Source organism: Kaistella yonginensis, assembly GCF_030409525.1.
Classification (GTDB): domain Bacteria; phylum Bacteroidota; class Bacteroidia; order Flavobacteriales; family Weeksellaceae; genus Kaistella; species Kaistella yonginensis.
In genome coordinates, this window is record NZ_JAUFQB010000059.1 from 16014 (window position 1) to 35434 (window position 19421).

The 19421-nt window shown below is 29.4% G+C and carries 22 protein-coding genes; 6 read left to right on the forward strand and 16 right to left on the reverse strand.

Annotation, left to right across the window (positions count from 1 at the left end):
* Positions 1-929 precede the first annotated feature (929 nt).
* The 5 genes from QWY78_RS12335 to QWY78_RS12355 form a co-directional block, all read right to left on the reverse strand.
* On the reverse strand, positions 930-2000 hold the full coding sequence (locus tag QWY78_RS12335) for an SMEK domain-containing protein (RefSeq protein ID WP_290220267.1): 1071 nt from the start codon (positions 1998-2000) through the stop codon (positions 930-932).
* A gap of 205 nt (positions 2001-2205) precedes the next feature.
* On the reverse strand, positions 2206-2331 hold the full coding sequence (locus QWY78_RS12340; RefSeq protein ID WP_290220269.1) for a hypothetical protein: 126 nt from the start codon (positions 2329-2331) through the stop codon (positions 2206-2208).
* 2 nt (positions 2332-2333) lie between these two features.
* Positions 2334-2807 (reverse strand): hypothetical protein, encoded by a 474-nt coding sequence (locus QWY78_RS12345; RefSeq protein ID WP_290220270.1) that lies wholly within the window; start codon positions 2805-2807, stop codon positions 2334-2336.
* Positions 2808-2905: 98 nt separating this feature from the next.
* The gene (locus QWY78_RS12350; RefSeq protein ID WP_290220272.1) at positions 2906-3901 is read right to left on the reverse strand and encodes a type II toxin-antitoxin system antitoxin SocA domain-containing protein; all 996 of its coding nucleotides are present in this window, start codon (positions 3899-3901) and stop codon (positions 2906-2908) included.
* A gap of 7 nt (positions 3902-3908) precedes the next feature.
* Positions 3909-4247, reverse strand: coding sequence for a hypothetical protein (locus QWY78_RS12355; RefSeq protein ID WP_290220274.1), 339 nt, complete (start codon positions 4245-4247; stop codon positions 3909-3911).
* Positions 4248-4753: 506 nt separating this feature from the next.
* On the opposite strand from QWY78_RS12355, the gene QWY78_RS12360 reads away from it, so the two are divergent.
* The 3 genes from QWY78_RS12360 to QWY78_RS12370 all read left to right on the forward strand — a co-directional run bounded on the left by QWY78_RS12360 (position 4754) and on the right by QWY78_RS12370 (position 6624).
* A complete protein-coding gene (locus tag QWY78_RS12360) occupies positions 4754-5122 on the forward strand; it encodes a nucleoside triphosphate pyrophosphohydrolase family protein (protein WP_290220276.1) in 369 nt (122 codons plus the stop codon).
* 66 nt (positions 5123-5188) lie between these two features.
* The gene (locus QWY78_RS12365; RefSeq protein WP_290220278.1) at positions 5189-5512 is read left to right on the forward strand and encodes a hypothetical protein; all 324 of its coding nucleotides are present in this window, start codon (positions 5189-5191) and stop codon (positions 5510-5512) included.
* A complete protein-coding gene (locus tag QWY78_RS12370) occupies positions 5509-6624 on the forward strand; it encodes an ImmA/IrrE family metallo-endopeptidase (RefSeq protein ID WP_290220281.1) in 1116 nt (371 codons plus the stop codon). Before QWY78_RS12365 ends, QWY78_RS12370 begins: the two co-directional genes overlap by 4 nt.
* On the opposite strand, the gene QWY78_RS12375 is transcribed toward QWY78_RS12370, so the two are convergent.
* The 4 genes from QWY78_RS12375 to QWY78_RS12390 all read right to left on the reverse strand — a co-directional run bounded on the left by QWY78_RS12375 (position 6610) and on the right by QWY78_RS12390 (position 13204).
* The gene (locus QWY78_RS12375) at positions 6610-7524 is read right to left on the reverse strand and encodes an alpha-glutamyl/putrescinyl thymine pyrophosphorylase clade 3 protein (protein WP_290220283.1); all 915 of its coding nucleotides are present in this window, start codon (positions 7522-7524) and stop codon (positions 6610-6612) included. The genes QWY78_RS12370 and QWY78_RS12375 overlap by 15 nt on opposite strands.
* Positions 7514-8503, reverse strand: a complete 990-nt coding sequence (locus QWY78_RS12380; protein WP_290220285.1) for a thymidylate synthase — start codon at positions 8501-8503, stop codon at positions 7514-7516. The genes QWY78_RS12375 and QWY78_RS12380 overlap by 11 nt, the downstream gene beginning before the upstream one ends.
* Before the next feature lie 81 nt (positions 8504-8584).
* Positions 8585-10486 carry a site-specific DNA-methyltransferase gene (locus tag QWY78_RS12385; protein WP_290220287.1) on the reverse strand — a complete coding sequence of 634 codons (1902 nt, stop codon included), beginning with the start codon at positions 10484-10486 and terminating at the stop codon, positions 8585-8587.
* Positions 10487-10489: 3 nt separating this feature from the next.
* Complete coding sequence (locus tag QWY78_RS12390) at positions 10490-13204, reverse strand: restriction endonuclease (protein ID WP_290220289.1); 2715 nt, start codon at positions 13202-13204, stop codon at positions 10490-10492.
* A 198-nt stretch (positions 13205-13402) separates the two neighbouring features.
* On the opposite strand from QWY78_RS12390, the gene QWY78_RS12395 reads away from it, so the two are divergent.
* Complete coding sequence (locus QWY78_RS12395; RefSeq protein ID WP_290220291.1) at positions 13403-14020, forward strand: hypothetical protein; 618 nt, start codon at positions 13403-13405, stop codon at positions 14018-14020.
* Positions 14021-14054: 34 nt separating this feature from the next.
* On the opposite strand, the gene QWY78_RS12400 is transcribed toward QWY78_RS12395, so the two are convergent.
* The 7 genes from QWY78_RS12400 to QWY78_RS12430 form a co-directional block, all read right to left on the reverse strand.
* Complete coding sequence (locus QWY78_RS12400; protein ID WP_290220293.1) at positions 14055-14891, reverse strand: DUF8464 domain-containing protein; 837 nt, start codon at positions 14889-14891, stop codon at positions 14055-14057.
* Between the two features lie 408 nt (positions 14892-15299).
* A complete protein-coding gene (locus QWY78_RS12405) occupies positions 15300-16397 on the reverse strand; it encodes a hypothetical protein (protein WP_290220295.1) in 1098 nt (365 codons plus the stop codon).
* A 59-nt stretch (positions 16398-16456) separates the two neighbouring features.
* On the reverse strand, positions 16457-16663 hold the full coding sequence (locus tag QWY78_RS12410; protein WP_290220297.1) for a hypothetical protein: 207 nt from the start codon (positions 16661-16663) through the stop codon (positions 16457-16459).
* Positions 16664-16703: 40 nt separating this feature from the next.
* The gene (locus QWY78_RS12415) at positions 16704-17372 is read right to left on the reverse strand and encodes a hypothetical protein (RefSeq protein WP_290220299.1); all 669 of its coding nucleotides are present in this window, start codon (positions 17370-17372) and stop codon (positions 16704-16706) included.
* A 49-nt stretch (positions 17373-17421) separates the two neighbouring features.
* Positions 17422-17679, reverse strand: a complete 258-nt coding sequence (locus QWY78_RS12420; protein ID WP_290220301.1) for a DUF3853 family protein — start codon at positions 17677-17679, stop codon at positions 17422-17424.
* Complete coding sequence (locus QWY78_RS12425; RefSeq protein WP_290220302.1) at positions 17679-17963, reverse strand: DUF3853 family protein; 285 nt, start codon at positions 17961-17963, stop codon at positions 17679-17681. The genes QWY78_RS12420 and QWY78_RS12425 overlap by 1 nt, the downstream gene beginning before the upstream one ends.
* 1 nt (position 17964) lies before the next feature.
* Positions 17965-18183 carry a hypothetical protein gene (locus QWY78_RS12430; protein WP_290220304.1) on the reverse strand — a complete coding sequence of 73 codons (219 nt, stop codon included), beginning with the start codon at positions 18181-18183 and terminating at the stop codon, positions 17965-17967.
* Positions 18184-18329: 146 nt separating this feature from the next.
* On the opposite strand from QWY78_RS12430, the gene QWY78_RS12435 reads away from it, so the two are divergent.
* Together QWY78_RS12435 and QWY78_RS12440 are read left to right on the forward strand one after the other, a co-directional pair.
* Positions 18330-18749 carry a hypothetical protein gene (locus QWY78_RS12435; RefSeq protein ID WP_290220306.1) on the forward strand — a complete coding sequence of 140 codons (420 nt, stop codon included), beginning with the start codon at positions 18330-18332 and terminating at the stop codon, positions 18747-18749.
* Position 18750: 1 nt separating this feature from the next.
* A complete protein-coding gene (locus QWY78_RS12440; protein ID WP_290220308.1) occupies positions 18751-19419 on the forward strand; it encodes a hypothetical protein in 669 nt (222 codons plus the stop codon).
* Positions 19420-19421 lie beyond the last annotated feature (2 nt).

A 19421-nucleotide genomic window follows, 5' to 3' on the forward strand; every position in this document is an offset into this window, starting at 1 on the left:
GTGATCTGGCTTTATCTGGATGGTTATTCAAAATTTCTTTGAAAATAGAAAAACGAGTTCCGAAGTTTTTTCCCTTTTTGCAAAAAAGGCAAGATTCGTCTTTGTGTCCCAACTTGAAAAGTTGTGGGTACAAAGACACATCTTGCTATTCACATCCACCCTATTATTAAGAGTTCTGAAAAACCACTTTTACTGTTGATAAATAATTGATTTACAAATCGTTGGAAAGGATTGCTTGAAAAAAAGAAAAGAAATTTGCGTAGTATTATTTTACGCAGGTTGATTGGAAACCTATATTTAATTTACGCATGTGCTGTTACTATTTTACGCAGGTTTTAGAACTGACCTATGATTGTTTTACTCATTTACCTGTGTGTTATTTACGCATTTAAATATTTGGACGTGTGTTTGATTTACGCAGGTTTGAAATCTAACCTATGTTTATTTTACGCAATAACCTATGTTTCATTTACGTATTCAATTATTTGCTCCTATGTTTAAATTACGCAGGTTTAAGAAAATACCTGTGATTGATTTGCGCAGGTTTAGTTACAAATGCAGAAGATTAATTATATTTGAGTACAAATTACCACATGAAAAATAATCGTTTTCACTAAAAAAAGGTGGTCAATTCAAACCGAAATTAGATGGCCACTTTAAACCAAATTTGGATGGTCAATTACACCGAGCTTTGCAATTATAAGCATCAAAATCTTCTATTAAAACTTCAAAATATTGTTTTACCTTATTATCACTGAATTCAATAATAATTGATTGGTTACCACCTCCTTGCTTAGGAATTGCTGATTAAATAATTTTTGCTTGCAATTTCATCTTGCAAATATGGGTAGGCTTTATAGAATATATTTTTTTACTGCTATAAAATAGGACAAATTGAGAATTGCTCTTCTATAACTAGAACATTATAACTACAAGTTATTATCAAGATTTTTTAATTCAAAGTAAATGACAACTCTATAATCTTGAGCATTATTAAAATAACCTGGACTGAATGGAATTTCTTCAAAACAAGCCTTGTGATTATCAAATTGCACAAAAATAATTGGATCTTCACAATCCATATCTACGTCAATAATATTTTCTAATGCTATACGCTCCAAAACTCCAAAATTCCCAATCATTAAATTTTCAGGTATAGATTTTTTATCCCTTTCATTTAAATAATTCCATTTTCCGTCTTTGGTATAAACAATCTCAACATTATACCAAGAAACAACTTCCAAATAATGCTCATTGAGATCGTGTGAAAATACTTTGTACCAATCTGCCCTTTCTCCCGTTTTTTCATCTTCAAAATTTGGATAAGATTTATCGCTAATAGAACTAATAATTAAATCTACATAAATAAATTTATAAGAAGGATCGTAATAATTGACTGTCGATATGTTTTTATCGGTTGTCTCTATTAAATTTTTAACAATTTTTTTTCTTATTAATTGCTTGGACTTAAATACAGATTTCGCACTTTGGTTTGCAACTGTAGGCAATCTGTCACTTTTTAAAATATTCCTAACTTGTTCTATCTTCTTTGTAGATAATATTAACAATCGGGAAGTTATATTTTCAAAATCAATAATATGTTGATCAGCATTAAAATTAAAACCCTCTTTTACAAGAAGGTTAGTATATTTTAATTGTTTTTTTCCTAAAATTAAGATTATTAGCGTGCTATATTTAATTTCGAGTGTATTATTAAAAAATTTATTTAAGGTTTCTTGAATTTTCAATTTCCTAGGATTTGAAGTAACTTGAACTGCAATACAATTAACTTCATCTTGTAAATCAATTGCCTTTGCATTTTTACTTTGGTAATTAGAATTGACAAGTTGCAAATCAAATACAATATTTAAAATTTCCTGAATATGATATTCGGAAATCAGATTAATATCAAGAAGGTTAGATTTAGATAAAAGTTCAATTTTACTTTTCAAAATACTGAACTCCTCAATTATCTCCTTTAAATAAATTTCTCTTTTCATAAAAAATTAATAACTGCTGTTTAAGTTACAGAATACTTTTCTCTAAATTCCGTGATGATGATGTACTCTCACAGCAAAATCAATTAACCCTTTTTCGGTGGCTTCAAGTTGGTTGTAGGCAAAGATGCTCTTCCCAATCCTATTTTCACGCCTGGAACTATCGTCTTAACAATTGCAGGTTTTGATGCTTCTTTTTTGCTCATAACTACTTTTTAGGTTTTATTAAAAAGGAAGGTTTTTGAGAAGTTCTACCTTTTTCTTCATTTATTGGTTTAGGTTTATCTGGCGAATTAGTTGGTTTTGCCTGCGGAATTATTATTTTCTTGCTCATAATTAAATATTTAAAATTAAAAAAAGGATCAATAGTAAAGTTCCTAATAGTATCGCAGTTAATGAAACAATATTCAATCGGTTTACTGTTTTGTTCCTCCTATCAATTTTGTTTAAGATTGCAACATCTTGGATATCTATTTCACTAATTGTTTTATCATCATTTGCAATTGCTTTGTAATGCGAAAACACATTTGACAAAATGCTTACTACAAAGACTAAACTACCTGTAGTTACGAAATATTCAAATTTAAAATCGTCTGCAGTTTCAACCAATTTGCCCAAAATAGTTAATCCAATCAAAAGACCACCACTACTAAAAATATTTAAATATTTTTCAAAATCATCTTGGCTTTTTGTCCGAGATTCTATTATTGATTTTCTGTAATTCTGCCAATCTTCATTGGAATTATCCGCGTAGGAAATAATTCCTAAATTTTTCGGATAGTAATCATTTGTTCCACTATACCTATTCATAAATTATTCAAATTTTAGTAATAACTATTCAATCCAAAAGTGGCTATTAAAAAAATAGTTAGTTATAACTTTATAATTCGCCTTATTTTCATACTGCTCTAAAACAGATTCAAATCAAAAGAATAATCATAATTAATTAATGCTTTGTTCTCTTGATTATCTAACCACGCTGATTCTTGGTGACTTAAATCTACCACTTCTTTAGTTGTTTTTCCCTTAAAACAATCTTTTACTTTCTCCATCATATTCATTTCCGTTTTATCGAACAAATCAATATTGAAAGCATAATTTGAATTAGGGATAAATTTCTCCCCTACTTTACCATCTGGATATTCTACATATTTTATATCAATAAAATAATCATTTTCCATTTTCTCAAATAAACTTCTAAACTTATCTGGAACTGGACCTCTCGCAATCGCTGCATATCTGCAACCTGTTATAGAAGAAGCATAATTCTTGTAATGTCCGAAATCTGAATAAAACAATAATTTATTCAATACCGTTTTTTGTGGTTTTAGATGCCCTGCGAAATAAACAACCATATTTGCCAACTTTTCATAATCGGGCGTTTTATATCCTGTAAATGCATCTGGATCACAATCTCCTAATAAATAATTTTTCAATGAAAAATCATTTTCTTCAAGAATTTCAAAATTTATTTTCGATAGAACTGCTTTGTAATCTTTTTCTTTTAACACCCCATGATTATCGATGATCATAGTTTTGAAGATGGAAGGATTTAATGCTAAACTTATTGATTTTGCATTTGAAAGACTTGGGATTTCCCCACTTTCATACAATGCATATTGATTGGGACCAAAACCAAAAAGTTCTCCCATCTTTGCTGCAGACAATCCATATTTCTTACGAAGTTTGCTGATTTCTTCCGGGAAAGGAATATTATTCATTTCCCTATATTTATTATGAATTATTTTTAAATTTAATTCATCCAATTCTGTCGTTACAAAACTCTCTTTACTTTCTTCACAATAATAATTGAGGTTTGTGTATTCGATTTCTTGTTTTCTGAAACTTACTGTTCTGATTTCTTTTTTCAGTTTCATGTCTTGTCCTGTGTAAGGGCTTTTCATAATGTTTTCACTTAAAAGGGTAATTCATAGAATACTGTGAGGTATGGAAAGAGATACATATTACGTTAAGTTCTGAAACTGTAATTTTAATATATATTTCCTTGTTTTTGATGGTTTTACCAAATACCCACATGGGACTTGAACCATACTGGTCGTTATCTAAAGGACCTTCGGAATAATCCTCCAAAACCAGTTCATTAATACAGATTTCTCTCTGTTTTGCTGTGATTTCTAAATCTAATATCGTCTGCTTGTTGACGGATCTGTCAGCAAAAAACAATTGCCCAACACTTCGTACAGATTTTAATTGTCTCAAAAATTGGGAAACTTCATCCTTCGTTGTCAAACCATTTTATTTATGCAAAGATATACAAATTAAACTATAAAGTGAAAATGTATTTATAATTTTACATTATAATCACTTTAAAGTGTTTTAATATTTTATAATGTTATTGTCTAATTGGAACCTGTTATGCTTCTTGAAACTAAATGTTTACTTCTTTTTACTATACCACTCATAATATATAACACAATTCTCACTATCAGGTGAAGGATCTGCTAAATGTATTTTTAAATGGGTAGGAATTGGAACACAATTTCCGAAAATAAGTGCTTCTCCTGGAATAGATTGTTTTATTTTCATAATGTAGTCTGAAGAGAAATATGGTAGAATAAAATAATGCAATTTCAACTAAAAAAATAACTGTGGATTCTATTTCAATAATTATTTTTCAGTTGCTTTAAATTGGAAAAACACATGAAAATAAATTATCTTTTTTAGGTGAATGTTTAGATAAATAAATGATTTGAAAATTTAAAATGTATATTTGAAAATCCAATTTTATATATAAAATGAACGATTTAGAAAAGAAAGTCAACGAGTTAAGAGACCTATGTTTTAGCGAGTCTTTTAAAAATGGGTGGCACACTGATGAAAATGGTAAAATTTTAGATAAAAACAAAGGTGAGATGATATCATTAATGCATTCAGAAATTTCGGAAGCATTAGAAGGAGAAAGGAAAGGATTAATGGACTCTCATTTACCATCAAGACCAATGGCTGAAGTTGAATTAGCAGATGCGATAATTCGAATAATGGATTATTGTGGTAGATGGGAATATGATATTGGAGGTGCAATTAAAGAAAAACTAGAATACAACAAGACTAGGGAAGATCATAAAAGACAAACTAGGATGCAAATTGGTGGTAAAAAATTTTAGATGTTGGAAACAAAATCAAATGATTTTTTAAATTTTTTCGCAATAATTTTCATATAAATATTTGTTTTGAAAATCTCCTTTGAAAATAAAATATTACGAAATATTTGCGAGGATTACGAATTCGCAATTGAAAGATATGGTATTGAATTAGCATTGATATTGTTTAAAAGATTGTCTGATATTGAGGTTGCAAAAGATTTTTCTGATATTGGATTTGGAAATACAATAATTGATCAAAATAAAAATGAGAAAATTTTTATTACATATTATTTTAATAAAGACGAAACACAATTTTTAAAATTTGAAATTCCAGAAAATGTAAAATTATTTCAGGATTTTCAATTAAGACAAATTATAACAAGGATAAAACTTATAAAAATACAATTATGACTTTCAATCCAAACTGGGTATCAAGTCCAAGTGAAACTATTCGTGATATTATTAATTACAATAATTTCAACATTGAAGACATTATAGATATTCTAAATAAGAAATCAATCAATGCAAATGATTTGCTTGAAGGAAAGACCTCTATTGACATTCAAATTGCAAATACACTTTCAGAAATATTTAAAAACTCATCAGAATTTTGGTTGAATAAACAAAAGATTTTCAGCGAGCGTATTAAGATGATAGATTCAACTGAAAAAGAAGAATGGATTAATAGTTTTCCTATCAAAGAAATTGCTGATGCGGGTTACCTAAAATCGAAAACAAATCTCTATAAAGAATTATTAAATTTTTTTGAGGTAAATAGTATTTTTGAATGGAAAATTAAATATTTAAATAAAAGTAATCTTTCTTTTCGAAAATCAGAAGGATTTGACTCTAAAAAAAGTTCAGTTGTAGCGTGGTTTCGAATGGGGGAGTTACATATTAAAAACATCAAATACCCAAAATACAATAGAGAAGATTTTTTAATCAAGTTAGAGAATGAAATTAAACAACTTACTCGTACAAAATCACCAAAAGTTTTCATACCTAAATTAATTGAAATATGTTATGAATGCGGTGTTATTTTGTCTATTCAAAGAGCGCCCGAACGTTGTAAAGTTTATGGGGTTACAAATTTTACCAAAGATGGAAATCCTTTATTAATTTTAAGTTTCAGGTATTTAACAGACGATCAATTTTGGTTTACATTTTTTCACGAAGCAGGACACGTTATTTTGCATGAAAAGAAGTTTTTAAATTTTGAAGTGGAAAACTTAACTGAAAAAAACGTTCAATTGGATGAAGAAGAACTGGAAGCAAACTTATTTGCAGAGGAAGCATTAATACCTTTGCAATTAAAAGAAAGGTTAGGTAATATCAATGGCAATAAAAAGAAACTATTGCATTTTGCTATGGATGCAAATGTATCTGCTGGTATAGTTGTTGGACAATTGCAAAAAAAGGGATTAATAAAACCCGCTTATTTAAACGGGTATAAAAGAAGATATGACATAGATGAAATTAAAAACTCTTTTAAGTATAGTATTGAAAATTTAGCCATTAAATAATTTATAAGTACCCGGTTTTTTCTGCCAATTACAAATACTGTCTTCTAAAATTTGCATTCTAAAAGGGTAATCTACGAAATTATTGTCACCTAAATCTTTTAAAGCGATGTTCAATTCTTTAAGATTTTTGTGGTCACCAAATAATAATTTAGCACCAGTTACTGGACCCGAATTTCCTAAATATGGATGTGCCGGTTCAATATCGAGAATTCCGACTTTTCCTATCATACATAAAAAATCGAATATTGCCAATCTAGCAAATCCAACTATTCCACCGAAATGTTTGAAGAGATAATCAAAAAACTTATACTTATCAGATTTTATATTTGTTGGAATAGAAGATATGAATGTCTCAAAATCATTGTTGATTAGAGTTAAAAAAGATTCTAATGTTTGATAGGTAGTTGATTTTGCATTTGCCCTAATAGATTGGTATTTTCTATGATTTCCGAAACCTCCCAAATTTTTTATTTGAATTTGATTATCATCTAACCAGTCTCTAAAACCCGAAATATCATTTTTGAAATTTTCCAAACTCCAAATTTGCGATTTACCAAGATTTCCATATACAGCCTTTAATAAACCATATCCTTTACTAATTGTTTTCCCAAAATGTACATAGAGCAAAATGTTCCAAACGGCTTCGTTTATATTATTCTCTCTATAATGTAGAATCGCAGATTGAATTGGATCAAATAAATCAGAGTTTGGATTCTTTCTTCTAATGTCTATAGGTCTACTTTTTAATACTTCAATAAATTTTATGCGTTTATAACTATCTATAAATTGCCTTATAAAGTTTGATTCCACTTCGGGTTTAATTATTCCAGGTAGGCTTACGGATTTTTTATACTTTAACAATCTTGTTTCAATATCTCTATATAATTCACTATTTTTCATTCAGTCTATATTTTTCAATTAAATATTTTTTGTAATTAACGTTTCCAACCATCTTTAACAATTCAAAGATTCTAATTTTAAGTTCACTATTTTGATATTTTTCTTTAATAGAAAAAATCTTTAAGATATATAAAATATCTTTCCAATAAGTATCTAAATTTAAAAGTTCTATATCAAATTCGATTTGGTTTCTTATATCAACTTCTGCCTTTTGAACAATATTAAAAATTTCAAATGTAGTTGTATTCGGCATCTTATCCATTTGTGTTATGGAAGATTGAAAACCTTCTTTCAAATATCGATTTATTTTTTTTTCATCTTTTTTGTAAAAATGGCAACTGCTTACAAAATGATGATAATTTCCGAGTTCAATATTCAATTCTCTAGCAATCATTTCCTGCAACATTGTAAAACAAAATATATCGTGTGGCAAGCCTATAAAGACATCATTGGATCTCATAGTTACAAATAAAATTAACTTATTATTTCTAATAAAAAATTGCAATGTACAGGTACAGGGTATATCTAAATTGTCTTCGATATCCAAATCTTTTTTATCAAAAATTTGAATTACTGCCTGTCTTGTACTGTTTTTATTTTTAAGCAATTTTACAATTTTATGCACTTGACTTTCAGAAATATTTCCATTATCAAATAATCTAGCACCATAAGCACCGTTAAGAGTCATGTTATCATTCGAAAAGTCTTTATATTTTGGAATATAATATTTAATAAAATCTAAATTATTGGAACCAGACATATACCAAAAAAATTCTCCTAGAGGACTTACAAAAATTTGTTTTTCAAATGAGAGACTTATTCTATTTAGGGGATTTGTTAATTTCACATAAACACCTAGGATTTCTGTATTTTCACCTTTGCTGTTTTTTTGCTTTGTACCATCATCTTTAATTTTAATCAAAAGTGATCTTACAATGTCATCCAAAGAGTTTTCTTCTATACACATCATTTTTTTCATAAAAATATAATTAAATTTTGAACAATAATAGTATTAGGTGATCTATCGAATTATAATGACTTAAAAATGTTTAGGAAAACATTAAAACACATCCACCAAATCTCCCAAATAATGCTTCAGATTATACTTCTTTGTAGTATCTAAAGCACGTTCCAGACAGATGAATTTTTGGGAAGTGTGGGTTTTGAAATACTCTACGGTTTCATCGGCTATTGTTACATCTAAAGAAATGAGCGTTTCTTTTTCGCCGTCTTGGGCGAGAAGTATTTCGTTTTTTGTGAATTGTGGTTGTAGTTCTGTCGTGTAATTGAGATTAAAACCTTTCTTCAATAAAATTTCTGTGAGCAACTCTCCTCTGTTGAAAGCATTCACCAATTGCGCTTCTTTGTCTGCAATGTATTTTTTGAGCAACTCTACATTTTCTGCATCAGTTTTTTCTGGATCGGGTGCAAAATCTACTCTTGGAAAATTAGACTTTGCCAATTTGAAAACTTTAAAACCTAAACCTTTTAGATTTTCTTCTTTATTGTCTTCTGTAAATAAATCTGGTTGCTCGGCTTTTTTGGCTTCTATTATTTTTTCAACTACTCTTTTGTTGCGTTCTATAGTGATGTCGCTTATTTTTTTGTAACCAGCCTTATAGGCTTCACTTTTATCATCGGTTTTTTCTGGAAGTTGAACTAAAATAAAGTTTCTATTTCCGCCGTCTTCTTGATTAAGTTCCATCACTGCTTGTCCTGTTGTTCCTGAACCACTGAAAAAATCTAAAATAGTATCTTCTGGAGATGTTGCTATTTTTAATAATCTGTCAATTAATTTAACAGGTTTTGGGGTATCAAAAAAAGCATCTCCTTCGAAAATGGTTCTCAATTCTTGAGTAGCCTCTTGGTTATGTCCTACTTCAGAAAATTTCCAAATTGTTGTTACTTTCATTCCGTCTTGGACATCTGTTAAAAATCTTTTAATTCTAGGTACATTTTCACCACTTTCACCAAACCAAACTCTATCCTGATCTAAAAGTTCATTAAATTTTTGCTCTGAAAACCTCCAACTTCTTCCAGTTGGTGGACTATGTTTCTTGCCAGAAGGTGCTGTTATAATATACGATCCTGATTTTTGAAAGTCTTTTCTTAATAAATCTCCTGATGTCCAATCACCTCTAGGATCATTATCTAAATTCTTATATCTCTCATTTAATTCTGCGGAACGTTCCAATAAATTAGGAAACCACTGACTTTTATTTTTACTAATACAAACAATAAAATCGTGATTTTGACTAAACCACTTTGCATCATTTTGGGGTGCAAATTTCTTTTCCCAAATAATATTTGCTACAAAATTATTCTCTCCAAAAACATCATCACACAATTTCCTCAAATGATGTGCTTCATTATCGTCAATAGAAATAAAAATCACGCCGTCCTCCTTTAATAATTGTCTTGCAACCAACAATCTGCTGTACATCATATTTAACCAATTACTGTGGTATCTACCATCGGTTTCGGTATTGGTATCTATTTTTAATCCATCCTCCACAATTCCGGCATCTTCCCAATAGGCTTTTTTGTCCTGGGTAAAATTGTCAGAATACACAAAATCTTTTCCAGTATTGTAGGGTGGATCTATGTAAATGCATTTTATTTTTTCGCGGTAAGAAGCACTCAATAATTTTAAAACTTCCAGATTTTCGCCTTCAATAATGATGTTTTCGCTTTCTGCAGGATTTACACTGCGCTCTTCATCATAAACCAAAGTAGCATTGCTTGGTGTAAAGGCATTTCGTTTTGCATTGCTTTTGCCAAACCATCGGAATTCGTAGCGTTCGGTTTCTGTAATGCTTTCTGGCTCAATGATTTTTTTCAGTTCATTGACGTTCAGTTTATTTTCACTGGTAAAAAGGTCTGGGAACATCTGTTTTAAAGTTTCCAATCGTTCCTGATTAAAATCTGGACTTTCCGGCATATAGTCTTTTATGTTTTCCATTATTTATGCTTGCTTTTTTAAAATCGCTTTTTCCACTTCTGTTTTAAAATAAGAATATTCCTTCACAGGTGCTTTGTATTGTACTTCTACGCCAATAGATTCAAAATGTTTCAGAGCGCATTTTATTTTATAAATTTCGCCTTCGGTTATTGCTTTTTTATCATTGATGTCGTTGGTTCCTTTAGTTTCTATCACGAAATAAAATTCATTTTCAGTCCCGTTTTTTAATTCTTTGCGTTTCATTACCAAACCAAAATCTGGTTCGTAATCGCCAATTGGTGTTTTTATTTTGTACCAATTTGGTAGTTTAATGAAACACACTACTTCAGAATCACCATCTGCACTTTCAGAAAATTTTCTTTCTACATCGCTATCAATGAGCATTTTATCAAATACTCCTTTTTTAGGTGTTTCCACATATTGTTTGGAATCTATATTTTTTTCAAAATCTTTAAAATTGAAAGGAAATTCTTCGCCATTTATTTTGTATTCTATTTTCCGAAGCATTTCATCCAGTTCTACATCTTTAATGACTTGCGAGGCTTCGTGAATGTAACGAGGTGGATTTTTAACCCATTCTTCGTGATTATCTATTTGTTTAATAATTTGGAATAATGTGGTATAACTAACACCGGTATTTTCGCTGATTTCTTCCACCAAATCCAAAGGTGTAAAAATGGCTTTTTGTTTTACACTTTCACTTCCTGCATAAGTATCAACTCTATCATCTTCCGAAAATTCTGTTACGAAATGACTACTTGCCTCGATCACATAATCCGGAATAGTAATTTTATTAATTCTTTCAGCGGAATTAGAAATTAAACTTTCTTCTTCAAATGCAATACTGTAATCGGTTTTCTTCGCCATTGCTTTCCAAAACTTTTTGAATGCTTTCTGTATATCGTCCGACGGATTTTTTTTGAAAAAAACCTTGTCTTTTTCCTCGCCTTTGTGCGTATGTGTCATTCCTGCACCTGCATTGGTATCGCCATAGATAGATTTTATCTCTTCCTGATATTGGGTAACAAATGTTTCGTAAGTTTCATTGGGAATTACAGTCAATTGATTAACTCTTTCGGAATCTTCAACTGTGCTTTCGTCATAATTTCTTTCACCGTTTGTATTCACACAAATTCTTAATCCACGACCAATTTCCTGTCTTTTTTTGGTTTCAGAATAAGTACTGTTGAGTGTTGCAATATTAAAAACATTAGGATTATCCCAACCAACACCTAATGCGGAATGCGAAAAGATAAATTCTATTTTATTGGCGACTTTGTCCCCAAACTGCAAAATGTCTTCTTTGTCTCGCAAAATGGCATCATAAATTTGCTTTTGCTGTTTCACTCCACCTTCATTATCTGCAAATTCACCATTGGTTTTTTGGGCGAAATAATAGCCTTGAATTGATGTAATTTGTTCTTCCGAGGGATTTTCGCCATTGTGATATTCAGGATAAACTTGTTTATATTTTTCTGTAAAAAGATTTTTGATCTTTGGATCTTCACCCATATAATTTGCAACACGGTCTATAAAAATCAGTGATAAACATTTAATTCCTTTTGGTTTTAAACTTTGAGATTTTTGAAAATGACGATGGATTAACCATTCTATTTGCAAAGCCCAAATGTTTTCTAAATTTCCAGCAACTTGTTTTTCAAAAATTTCTGTTCCGTTTGAAAAAACAACGCTCCATTTTCCAGTCTTTAAACTTTTGAAAATACGGTCGATTTTGTAATTGTTGTAACTTGGATTATTGGTTTTTTCGCCCAGATTATCACCTTCTTTAAACCATGTAGATGTTTTAAAATCAATTTTTCCAGTAGAATTGTTTTGAAACCATGCTTTTAATTTAACTTTTGGACTGCCTGTATTTTGAACTTCTGCCAATTCTATTTTTAGAGATGCTTCATCATTTTTTTCGGTAACGGTAAGCACTTCTATTTTCTTTACTAATCCATTTTTATAACTCTCATACGGTGTTAATCTGTAAATTAAATTTTTCAAGATTTTATGAGTAGCAGAATATCTGATTTTAACCAAAGGATTTAATTTGGAAATTTGACGAACAGAATTTTCAGTGTCCATTCCTTCCTGCGGTTCATCCATAATGATTACAGGTCGGGTTTTTCCGATGGCTTCTATGAAAGGAATATTATTAAATAAATCTTCTCTCTGCGCTTGATTTAGAATTTTATCTTCGGAATTGAAGGAAGCTAAAGTCATGATCATCACTTGTGGATGTTGCTCTTCTATAAAATTGGAAACTTTAGAAAGTCTTTTGCTATCGTACTCAAAAACATTCGGTATAAAACCATAAATATTTTCCAGTTGTTTATTAAAATTTTGAAATGATGCCAAAACGCCTTCACGAATAGCGACAGAAGGCACGAGAATAATAAATTTTGTAAAATTATAATGCTTAAAAAGTTCAAAAATAGTTTTAATGTAAACTAGTGTTTTACCTGTTCCGGTTTCCATTTCTATGGACAGTTCACGCTCTTCAGATAAATAAATATTTTCTGGCAATAGTCCATTTTCCTGCGCCTCACTTTTTATATTTTCCTGAAATTCTTCTAAATTCAAATTAGAAAAATTAGAACGTATTCCTTCAAAAGTGGCATTGTCAAAAGTATTTCGAGCATTGCCGTCAAATATCTTCACGACAGATTTTATGGCTTGTTCTTGATATTCGAGATTTTCGAGTTTTAACTGCATCTATGTTTATTCTAATGGAAGTTATCGGTAATAATATACTCAAATCCCTATCATTATTAGAAAAAGGCATTAAATTTGAGATTTTCAAATATAAAGAATTTTGCAGGTAAGTGAAAATTTATATTTGTGTTATAATTTTTGCACAAAACAGAATAAAATTCAATAAAGAAACCTTATGCACATTAAAAATGTAAACCTATGCATTACAAACTGACAGAAGAAATATTAAACCTGAGTGAATCTAAAGAATGGGATTTTGCAAAATTGGAATGGAGTTTTGAATTTGCATATTACGCAGAAGAACTTCAAAAATGTTTATGTGGACATTATCCAATAAAAAATATTTGTGTTATTAAAAATCGCAGAAATTCTTCTGTGACTGAAGTAGGAAATTGCTGTATAAACAAATTTTTAGGGATAGATGAAGGTAATAAAATCTTTATATCAATAAAAAAATTGAAAGACAGTGAAACAGCGAGTATGAGTTCAGAAGTGATAGAATATATTTACAAGAAAAAAGGAATATCGGATTTTGAATATAATTTCTATAAATCTATTTATAGGAAAAGAATAATGTCTGATAAGCAATGGGATATTAAGAAGCGAATCAATCAGAAGTTTCTAAATTTCACAAGTTATGAAACTAATTCTCATTTTAATAAAATCAACCTTGTTCTGAAATGGGCTCAAACCAACATTACTTTTAATACAGATTTTGTTCAATCAATTAAAAAATCTTGTCAAAAAAACGGGCGATTGACCGAAAAACAATTAGAATCTTTGAACAAAATAATTAGTGCTTTTAAAATTCAATAGAGTTTTAAATTCTTTTATTTAATTACTTAGGTAACTAACAATCACAGTACCACTCATTCAAATCCTTAAAATCCCAATACAACATCGAGCAATCCTCCACATTTCTATATTTTCCAAGTATCTTTTCAGCCAAAGATCTCCCACCCAAATCATTGTCCAGAAAAAGCACAATTTTGTGATATGCTTTTAATTCCAATTTAACTTTAAAAAACATTGACGTAGAATTTAGAATTAAAAAATCTGAACTTGAATTTTGAACGTTTGGCAAACGGAGATAGGTGAGAAAATCAAAATAACCTTCAAAAACGCAAATTTCCTTTTTTAAATTGTCAAGATCTTTTATAAAAGTGACATCTTTTATTCCTAAACAGATTTTAGAATATTTATTTCGGATTTCAACTCCTCCGGAATTATTATAGAAGCCAATTCCAAAGAAATGATTTCCGTTCATTTGATAGTGAATTTCTTTAACCAAATGTCGCTGCTCAAATACTTTTCTTGATTTGAGATATAGAATAAGTGCAGGATGTTCAATCTCTTTCACTTCTAAAATTTCGTAGTTTTTATCGGATTCACGTCTTTGTATTTTTAGAGAATTTAAAGGAATATCAAACTTTTCCAAATATTCTAACGCTTCAGAAACAGAACATTTGTTCATTTGCTGTACAATTGAAACCACATCGTAACTTTTTCCAGTTCCGAAATCAAATGCTTTGTTTTTTACAAAATCCAAGCAAAGACTTGGTTTTTTTTCTTCCCGATCAATCGCTAAATAGAAAGCAGTTTTAGAATTTTGTTTTTCAGGATATAGATTAAATGATTCTAAAACACTTCTAATACTTATTTTTTTCTTGATTTGTTCGCAATTCATTTTTTTTCTTTTTTAAAGCAAATTTTTATCTCTAAAATCCTTTTTAGATAAAAAAAACTTTTATTTACTTTTAAATCTCTTTTACCAAAGCATTGTATCGCCTTATAGAAAGGTGATTACATCATTTTTGAAATGAGTCCAAATCCGAAAGTTGAATGAGTCCAATTCCGAAAAAGAGATGAGTCCAATTCCGAATAAAAGCACTATTACACATGAGTCCAATTCCGAAAGTATAGATAATTGTCTATAAAGTTATCCACAAAATCATTTCTAATCTGCAATAAATGAGTCCAATTCCGAAAAGTAGCACTCAAAATTCATAATTTTAACATTTCATTAACTTCAGAGAGTCCAATTCCGAAATGCGAATGAGTCCAATTCCGAAAATGAATGAGCCCAATTCCGAATTCAAATAATAACAGGATAACCGTTTGGAAACAATTCTCCCATTTTTGTATCTGCATAATTCTTTTTGATGATGTTCTGAATTTCATTTAAGAAATTGTGACCTTGATAGTCCGTTGATTTTTTTTTCAGCATTCTGTTTGTTTTTACGAATTCAACAAATGCTTTTTCAAATAAATTTCTCGTTTGTGCAATATTTTTGTAATGGTAAAAGAATTGAACCATTTCATCTTCTTGCAAAGCATATCTTTCTTTAAAATAATTCAATCTTCTGTTGATTTTTAATTGTTCTTTCGAGATAATTGAAACTTCTTTAATAACAATTTTGGTAGTGTCATAAGGGTAAATTGTAATCAAATCTTTGACACATTTAAAATTGAAAGACAAATTATTATGTTGATTTAAACTTAATCTAGCGGGTTTTAAAAATTTAAAACAAAAATCATTGGCTGTTTTATAATTGAGTCCAAATTTTTTATTGAGCGTTGAAAGTTTTACAGACGTTCCCATTTCAGGAATTTTAGAGAGCCAAATTGCTAAAATGACATGTTTATTATTGCGAATATGATACACCAAATTGTACAGAACGTAATTGTATTCGGGAATTACCATTAATTTTTTCAACCAATAACTGCTGATCAAAAATGTGGTATAACCTCTAACATCATAACTTGGAAGGGAAATTAATCCACCAAAAGTTTTGATTTCTTTGCCTTTTGAATTTTCTGATTTGTACCAAGCCATCTTAAATTTTGTGAGAAACTCATAAGCTGCAACTACTTGTTTGGTAGATCCGCTTGGAGAAATTTTACTATTCCTAATTTTTATGGAAGCGAAAATATTATTGTCTGTTTCAAATTCTTCGTCAAATAAAGAAAGCTGATGCGGACGATCAATTGGACGAAATTGATTGTTCCCAATGATAGAAATAATATTAAAAATCACACGAAGTGCGTTGATTGGAATGTCTGCTGCTTCGCTATTTCCAAAGATAAAATCGTCCACGAAGTTATTTCCCAATCGAATTTTATCAGGTAATCTATCACTTGAATTTTCAAATTCCTTTCGGATAATTCGCAAATCTTTATTGAGATGTGACATAATTTAAAAATTACTGCAGTTGCTTTGCAGCGCTTACATTTAATATAGAACTATCTGGATTATACCAAAGAAATCCCTTCTTTTTCCAAAGTTTTGACACCATCATTTAAACTAAAATACTTGAAAATTTCAATGCCAATTCCTTTAAATACTCTTTTTTCCACTTTACCAAAACCGGATACTTTTACTTTTTGAATTCCCTGGTATTCTGCGAGCATTCCTTTGATGGCAACCTTTTGACCTACTTTTAAATCACTTATTTTCATTTTGAATTATTTATATTTTTAATTAAAGAACTACCTTGATTTATACTTTCTCAATACCAGTCCTTCTAATGTTTGGAATAGATTGAATGGAATCTATGTTCGTATTAGATCTGTTTTTTAAATAGGGCATTGTGTTTTTTATCGCGGATTTCCAATCGGTAATTGGGCGACCAAAATTATTTTTCCATCCTTTTTCTGTCCATTCTTCGTATTTTAATTCTAAATTTTCTACCAAAGAATCATCATAGGAATTTAAAGTTTTGGCAAATTTCAGAAATTCTTCAAGTGTTGGAATATCTTTATTTAAAGCTTTTTGTGGGTTATTTTGTGGTGAATCTTTTGATAAATTTTCTGAATTTTGTTCTGAATCTTCCTTTGAATTTTTCTCAATATTTTTACTTTGCTTTTTTACAATATCTTGCTTTTTCACATCTTGTATTACAGCAATTTTCTTTTCGATTTTTTGGTTTGAATTATCTGTTTCTAATGGATAATCGGTAATTATTTGGTAATTACATGGAACACCATTTCTTGTTTTATAATCTATCAATCCATTATTAAAAAGAATATCTTTATTGACTTTGACAGTCTTTTTAGTTAAGTTTAAATTTTTGGAAATTTGAACGTCGGAGATACTAAATCTTGCATTATTTCTATTGAAAGCCTCTTTTAATAAATAGAGATAAATCAATATTGCAGAAGAACCCAATTGCTTGTCTTCGCTAAAATCCCAGAATTTTCCAAGTAAATAAATATAGTTATTTTGCATCTTTTCGGAATAATTCAATTGCTTTCTCTCGATCAATGATGATAATTTGTCCATTTTGAATTATCGCATCCTTTAAAATTCCAGAAGCTTTCATATCTGATGCTTTGGATAATGAACAGCCAAAAATTTTTGCCAAACCTTTTAATCCGAATTCATATTTATTTTCAGCATTAAAACCTTTTGAAACTTGCAATAATTCTTCCACAGTTAAGAAACAAATTGGTGTTTTTAAATCTATCTTTTTCATCAGTTTCTATTTTTAAAAAGTTCCAACGCTTTTTCAGAATCAATAATGATTTTTCTACCATTTTGTATAATTGCTTCATCGAACATTCCAGAACTTTTCAATTTTCCAGCATGGTTTTTCGAACAATTTAAAAGTTTTGCAAGTCCAGATAAACCATACACATATTTGGTTTCATTTCTATCCTTTTCAACGATTTCATTTACTACTTTTGGTTGTCTGGAATCCAATATATCAACCAACTCCCCTATGGTCAATTGCCACAATGGTTTATTAAAATTTTCCATACTAAATTGAATTAATTTGGTTGCGATAAAAAATTTCTTCCTCTGTAAATCCTTTTTCTTTGTAATACTGAATAGCAATAAACAATGTTAATTTATTGCTATTTCTTTTTGCCAAACCCAAAACGGATTGTTGCTGAATATCAAGCACTTTCGCCAGTCCAATGCTGAAATCATTTTCGTTTAAAATTTTATGAATGATTATTTTACTCACTTTTTGCATTTCAATTGTATTTTAAAATAAATTATTTACTATATTTGTATTGCAAATAAAAAGCAAATATAGATATTATTCTATATTTACGAAAATAATAATGATAAAAATCAATACAAAATTATATGTCAATTATTGAAAGATTACAAAAATACATGGTACACAGGAACTTAAACGCTAACAAAATTACGGTAGATGCTGGATTGTCTGTGGGTTTAATAGGAAGAGCAATTAAAAATGATTCTGGTTTAAACTCTGAAACGATAGAGAAAATACTCGTTACTTATACAGACTTAAACCCAGAATGGTTTGTTTCGGGAAATGGTGAAATGATTAGAAGCAACAATCAAACTATTAATAGTAACGGTTCAACAAACAATGTGAATAGCAATGTAAATGGGAATATTGGCGGCAATTTGAACATTTCTCACAGCGAATTTTCTGGGATGATTGATTTACAGAAAGGTTACCAAGCACATCAAGAACAATTAGCAGATAGATTAAAAACAAGCCAAGATCAATTAACCGATTGTATGAGACAAGTTACTTTACTAATCGAATTACTAAATAGATAAAATGAACAAAATCATCATTTTGAGTTCATTTCTAATCGCAGGAAACTTTTTTGCTCAAAAGAATAAAATACAATTGAGTAATAATTCTAAAATTTCGAATCAAGCTATTTCTAAAAATGGTCAGAAGTCAAAATCTTCAGAGGATGTAAAAAAGGACTTAATAAAATCACAGAAAATATTAAAAATTGAGATCATCAACGAAGGAGATTGGGAAGAACTTAATCAAATTTCTTGGTTTCGTTTTGTGAAAGTAAACGACGGAAAATTTGAACAAATTTTAAACACTGAAAATTCGGGATTGGAATTGGTATCAAATTCAAATCAAACTAACAATTGGAAAGATGAAAATGGAAATGTGAGTTTTAGATCTATTTCTGAACCATTGAATATTTCGCAGGAATTTACGAGTGCTAAAAATGAAAAGGGAGAACTAAAAAGTTCAATGCCAGAAAATGAAATTTTTGAAACTACTTCTCCGGTATCTTCATTCTCTTTTCTAATTTATACCAGTCGAAAAGATAACAATCCAACAATAAAAACGGAATTATCAAAAACAATAAACATTTACGCAGATGGTAAATTGATAAAATCTTTGATTTATACTTACGCTGATTTATCCAAAATTGGTGGAATTTCATTGAAAAATTTTCAAGTTGGAGAGGTGGAATAAAT